The organism is Coprobacter sp. (assembly GCF_982436375.1).
The window spans coordinates 1-6964 of sequence record NZ_CEWDCG010000163.1 but is presented as its reverse complement, the minus strand read 5'-3'; the positions used below and the strand labels follow the sequence as shown (position 1 = coordinate 6964).

The 6964-nt window shown below is 39.7% G+C and carries 3 protein-coding genes; all 3 read left to right on the top strand.

Features of this window, described 5'->3' with window-relative positions:
* The first annotated feature begins 283 nt into the window (after window positions 1–283).
* Window positions 284–2443 (top strand): cation:proton antiporter domain-containing protein, encoded by a 2160-nt coding sequence (locus AC1WHX_RS09260; RefSeq protein WP_481229213.1) that lies wholly within the window; start codon window positions 284–286, stop codon window positions 2441–2443.
* A 248-nt stretch (window positions 2444–2691) separates the two neighbouring features.
* The gene (locus tag AC1WHX_RS09255; RefSeq protein ID WP_481229212.1) at window positions 2692–5841 is read left to right on the top strand and encodes a T9SS type A sorting domain-containing protein; all 3150 of its coding nucleotides are present in this window, start codon (window positions 2692–2694) and stop codon (window positions 5839–5841) included.
* Window positions 5838–6713 (top strand): outer membrane beta-barrel protein, encoded by an 876-nt coding sequence (locus AC1WHX_RS09250; RefSeq protein WP_278582899.1) that lies wholly within the window; start codon window positions 5838–5840, stop codon window positions 6711–6713. The genes AC1WHX_RS09255 and AC1WHX_RS09250 overlap by 4 nt, the downstream gene beginning before the upstream one ends.
* The last annotated feature ends 251 nt before the right edge of the window (window positions 6714–6964 follow it).

Genomic DNA, 6964 nt, shown 5'->3' with positions numbered 1-6964 from the left:
ATTTATAACCTATTAAATACAGTTTCTTTTGTTCGGTATTTTTTTATATTTCAATAACAATAATACACGTTCATGCCGCAAAATTAAAACATTTTGCACGATTATCCATATAAAAAGAAGAAAATCTACAATAAATCGATCCTCATATTTACAATTTCTAATATCTTTTCATTTTTAATCCTCTTTTTTGTACTTTTGTAAAGAATTTTAGCCAGTCTGATTTTTTTTCGGACACTCTTTGAGAAATCACAAAGTATTTTCTCACAACAAACAAAAAGTTAGTATGAACATAGAAAATATAATACCAGCCCTACCATTTACAAATCCGGTACTGATATTCTTTATCGTATTAACTATCATTCTCTTTGCTCCATTACTCCTTAACCGATTCCGGATTCCTCACATCATCGGACTGATCATTGCCGGGATGATAATAGGTCCTCATGGATTCGGATTACTCGAACGAGACAGCAGTTTCCAGATATTCGGGAATGTAGGTCTTCTTTACCTGATGTTTTTAGCCGGCCTTGAAATGGATATTAACGATTTCAAGAAAAATAAAACGCAAGGTATCGTATTCGGACTATATACTTTTTTTATCCCGATGATATTAGGGACGACAATCAGCTATTATACCCTACACTTCAATCTGGAAACCTCTATCTTGCTGGCAAGCATGTACGCCTCTCACACCTTGGTAGCCTATCCGATCGTAAGTCGCTATGGCATACCACGGGCCACATCTGTCACAACGACCATTGCCGGCACTATCATTACCGTATTAGGAGCGCTTATCATCCTTGCCGTAATTGCAGGAATGCAGCAAGGCGAAATCAATGAGATATTCTGGATTCGTCTTTTAATATCAATAACGATTTATTGTACCATTATCATATATTCCTTTCCTCGCATTACCCGGTGGTTTTTCAAAAAATACGACGACAATGTATCCCAATATATTTTTGTATTAGCTTTAGTGTTCTCTGCATCATTCATGGCACAACTAGCCGGACTCGAAGCAATTATCGGAGCATTTTTTGCCGGTGTCGTACTCAATCGATTTATTCCGGCTGTTTCTCCTCTAATGAACCGGATAGAATTTGTAGGAAATGCACTTTTTATTCCCTATTTCCTCATCGGTGTCGGAATGTTGATCAATCTGCACGGCGTATTCAGCAGTACAGAGGCCATCATAGTAGCAATCAATATGTCAATCGTTGCTACGGCATCCAAATGGATAGCGGCATGGTTTACTCAAAAAACATTTAAACTTCCGAAAGTTGACCGAAATATGATTTTCGGACTCAGTAATGCACAAGCAGCAGCGACTTTAGCCGCCGTACTTATAGGATATGACCTCGGATTATTCAATTCTAACGTATTGAACGGAACAGTTATCATGATTCTCGTAACATGTACTATCAGTTCTTTCGTAACCGAAAAAGCCGCACGCGAACTTGTAACCAAGCAACAACAAGACGACTATCTTAAAGACAAAATAGATACGGGAGAAGAACGCATTCTGATTCCGATAGCAAATCCCGATACTATAGAAAACCTTGTAAATTTGGCAATACTATTGAAAAATCCGAAAAAGAAAACACCTTTATATGCAATAAATGTCACCGATGACAAATCGCAAGACAACGGATTCAATGCCAAAAATGCTTTGCAAAAAGCAGCCAAGATAGCTTCATCCGCAGATGTCGAAATGGAAACCATAGCTCGGTACGATATGAATATCGCAAGTGGTATCATTCACACAATGAAAGAAAAAAATATCTCGGAAATAGTTATCGGATTGCATCACAAAGCCAACATCGTAGATAGTTTTTTCGGAACAAAAACCGAGAGTTTACTAAAAGGAACAAACAAAATGGTTGCGATCACCAAATGCACCATTCCAGTCAATACGGTAACACGCATTGTCATAGCCGTTCCTGAAAAAGCAGAATTTGAAACCGGATTCGTTAAATGGGTTGACAGAGTGGCCAATATGGCAAAACAAATCGGATGCCGGGCGATATTCTATGCTCACCCCAATACTATAATACAATTAAAAGCCATACTCCGTAAAGGAAAATACAACATCCGAAATGAATTCGAGATATTGGATAGTTGGGAAGATATTCTTATGTTAACCGGAATCGTCTTGCAAGATGATTTGTTCATCATTGTAAGTGCAAGACATACTTCCGTATCCTATAATACCGAATTCGACAAACTTCCGTCATTTTTATCCAAATATTTTGCCGGAAATAACATAGTCGTCCTCTATCCCGAACAATTTGGGAAAGAAAGTCAACTCTCTTTTTTCAGCGATCCTCGAGCGATGGACGTACAACGAGACTATACCCGTTTTATCGGATTAAGGCTTTTCTTTGAAAATCTACTGAAGAAAAAGAAACGATGGGGGCATCGTAACCAGAAAAAGGATAAATAACAGATGTCGCAAAACAAGAAATATTATACCCTGTCGACCCATAAAACATTATATTTTTTATGGGTCACAATCATCCTATTTTCTGCAACCGTTTTTTCTTCATACGCACAAATAAGCGAGGGAGGTACTCCGCCCAGTTTCATGTATTCTGCATCCCAAAAGACAAGAAGCCTTCAAAACAAAAAAATGGAATCAAAAACATATATATCCCTTTTTCACTCGATGATCTAAAGGCAGATGATGAACGCATGAAAGAGGAATTCTTACCTCCTCGTGTGGCAGTATTGCTCCCGGCCTCTTTTTCTCCTGAAAATTCCGGAGTATGGAGTACTCTTCCGGGAGGAGAACGCATCTGGCAACTCCGGATCATGGCAAATAAGGCCAAGGCAATCTCTCTTTATTATAAAAAATTCAATCTCCCGATCGGAAGCAAGCTATTCATATATAACTCTGCGCATACTCATATATTGGGAGCTTATACACACAAAACTCACTCCGGAAAAGGGAAGTTTGCAACCGAATTCGTTGCAGGAGACGATATAATCCTCGAATATGTTGCCCCTGAAGGTGACGAATTCCCTCAAAATCCGGAAATCGAAATCGAAGAAATAGGATACGGATACAACTATTTAAGCATTAAAGACTCTTACAGTGAAAGTCTATCTGGCAGCTGTATGGTTGACATCAACTGTGAAGAAGGGGAACAATGGCAAGATCATAAGAACGGTGTCGTCAAAATGATTATACCGATAGGTACCAGCAGTTTCTTATGTACCGGGTCTATCCTTAACAATACAAAAGAAGACCTCAAACCTTATTTATTGACAGCATTCCACTGCCTGCTTTCATCTAAAGAACAAGCCTCTGCGTCCGATCTGTCTCAGTCCCAATTCTTTTTCCGATATGAAAATACAAGATGCGGGAGCGACATCTCCACATCTCCGGTATCGATGATCGGATGCACATACATTGCCGGAGTTCCTTTGGAGAATGGTGTTGACGGAGCGTTGCTATTATTAAACGGGAAAATACCGGACAATCTGAACGCATACTATAACGGATGGGATCGCCGGAATATAGCTCCTCAATCGGGAGTCTGCATACATCACCCGCAAGGCGATGTAAAAAAAATATCGACTTATGACCAACCGGCAGTATCAGACACTTGGAAATCCGGATCGACGCAAGGGTTGCAGGACGGACACTGGAACGTTATATTCAAGAGTACCGCCAACGGACATGGAGTGACAGAAGGCGGATCATCCGGCGCTCCGTTATTCGATCAGAACAAACGCATAACAGGATTTCTGACCGGAGGAAATGCAAATTGTACCGACCGTAAAGAAGGACGGAATCTATTCGGGAAATTAGCTCTTTTCTGGGATCAATGCGGAACAGCCGATGATCAAAGAATCGACAAATATCTAGATCCTATCGGATCGGGAGTCGAGTATCTTGACGGACGTTACGCATTCCCTCCTAAAGCAGTACCCGAACAAGTCTCTGCCAAATGGTCATCTGAAGAAAAAAGGTCTATCGTAAATTGGGAAGCACCCAAAGGAGACGAGCAACCTGTCCGCTACAAGATATACCGAAACAGTACCGAAATAGGTACAACGACCTCGACAAGTTTCTCAGAAACAGCATTGCCTGTAGGCATACATCACTATGACGTCACTGCAATATATGCAGACAACAAAGCTTCCGACTCGGGAAATACGGCAACTATATATGTATATGACATACTTCCTCCAAAAAATATTTCGATAAAACGAACTGACGAAACCGAACTGCAAATAGAGTGGCAAATGCCGATATCCCGACAAAAAATATTTTGGGGAAATGCAACCGACTTTTACAGAATGCAATTAAGAGATAAAGACAATCAGCAAATACCGTTCTATTTCGGACAACGCTGGACTACCGACGACTTACAAGAAATAGACGGGTACACACTGGAATCCGTCACATTCCTTTCAGTTGAAGGAGCAACTTACAGTCTTCATATCGATCAAGGGAACTTCTCCTACCAGCAAAAAATCGATCCGACAGATAAAGATCAAATAATAGAAGTAAAACTGCTCAAGCCGGTCACTATCAAAAAAGATGCAGCTTTGACCGTTTCTATATACGCAGAATCATATACGAATAGTCCGGCAGCGACAGACAACGCTGTTCCTATAACACAAAAGGGGAACATATACTCTACCGATGGGCAAAACTGGAAAACCCTGACTCAACACAGCGATAAAGACCACAACTTTTTCTTGCAAGTCGGAATCTCTTCCCTAAAGCAAAGCTATGTTGTCCCTCCTCAACAAGAAATAAAAAAACGGTCTGTCAAGAATAAAAACTCAGATGAAAATTCGCAAATACAATGGCAAACCGTACCCCGGTCTGCACTATTACAAAAAACAAATACGAAAACATGTTCTTCTATTCCTATCCGGTTTAACCGTCCCGACTTTCGCATATACAGAGATGGCACGAATATCACTCCGGAATTAACGACCGACACGATAATAACAGACAAAGAATTATCCCAAGGCAACAACTATACCTATACCATTGAAGCGATCTATCCCGATGGAGTCAGTGCCCTGAGTGATCCCGAAACTTTTTTTCTGAAAACAGAAAGTTTCGAAGCACGAATACGTTCGTTGAAAATCAACGGTGAGGATGTAGAAATCTCTCAAGAAAATACTTTAAATATACCTCTCGATTGCGATATAAACTCCGCCCGGATCGAGATCGAAGCCCATCCCGGAGCTACGATAATAATGGGAGACCAAATATCCGGAACAGCAGAAATAAATGTCGAGGAAGGAGGCAAATTCAATCAGCCGGTAACCATAATTTCAGAAAGCAAAGAAAACACGCAAGAATTTTCTGTCAATCTGTTTAAATTACCAAACAACATACTTTTATTACGATGGAATGATGTCCTTTCCGTTATCAACAATCCTGAAAACAATAACGGATTACATTTTACCGACTTTGTCTGGTATCGGAATAATCACTATTTAAGTTCAGGAATACCCTATATCAAATTACCCGACGACCATCAAAGTTCTGACAAATACCACATTTTGGTAACTACGGACGAAGGCGTTTCTCTCTCAAGCTGTGAAAAACAAATACAAATCACAGGTGACGAAATACGTCTCTATCCGAATCCGATAAAAGCTGGAGAAGAAATCAAATTATATATCGATTCGCAAAAAGAAAATAATAAAGTCGAAATAACAATCACCGATCTTTCCGGGAAAACCAAAACCATTTCGGCGATCGGCAACTCGGTAAAATTTACACTATCCGACACTCCCGGAAGCTATATCGTTAAAATAACAACACAGGAAGGCATATCCCGAGAAATAAAAGTAATATGTATCCCATGAGAAAAACATATCTTGCCATGATCTTCTGCCTTATTTTCATAACCTCGTCGGCACAACCGGGACGTAATGAAATTTCGGTCGGAATATCAGGTGGAATATCGGCATTACATTATTCTGTATCCGAAGGGAAATTCAAACCTCAAGGAGGAGCATCTCTCAATCTCGGTTATTTATTAAAGATAACCGATCTCTGGGGAATCGGTACAGGTACCGAATTATCTCTATACCGATCAAAAGTCAACATTGACCGATACTCTGATAATTATACCGTACTTTCCAATTCAATACCGGACGGAAGTTCTGAACAAAATACATTCGATTTCAGATTTACCTATACCGATTTTCAAGAAGAGCAAAAAGCCCTCTATCTGAATATTCCCATATTTTTCCAGTTACAATCCGACAACCATTCGGGAATATACGCAAAAGCCGGTATAAAAATAGGGATACCGATAACAGCAACCCGCAATAATCGATATTCCGCATTAAAAACTTCGGCGTATTTCCCCTATGAAGATATCGAATACACAGACCTTACGAATCATGGATTCGGAAACTATCCGGCAGCCCGGAACAAATCGGACTTAAAGTTAAAATACTCGCTTTCTCCATTTGCAGAAATAGGATGGAAATGGCATCTCGGAGCACACCGTAACATATATGCAGGTATTTACGGAGAATATGGCGTCCGAAAAATCCATGACACGGCAAACGAAAAACCGTTCCTTCAATATTCCGAAAACGGTACAATAACCGGAAATCCAATCTGGGAAAGCTCTCGTCAAAACGGGAAAAGTCCTAAAGCTCTACTCTCTTCTCCCGTACATCTCATGTCGATAGGAGTTACTGTCCGATGGGCAATTTCTTTATGATAACAAGATTAGAAACAACAAATTTTACAATAAAAAATACCATCAAGCCATCTTTACGGTTTTCTCCTGTTTTTTCCCGTTTTCACTCGTCAGATAGTCCGTTATTTTCCTCATAAAAACAGAAAAATATCCTTAAAAGAAACTTCAAACTTTACTCAAATAAAATTTAAGCAGGTTCTAAAATCCCATTAAACTCTGTTCAGTATCTGTTTTAAGATTTTTTGAGCATGAGGATTATCCGACAAATAAAA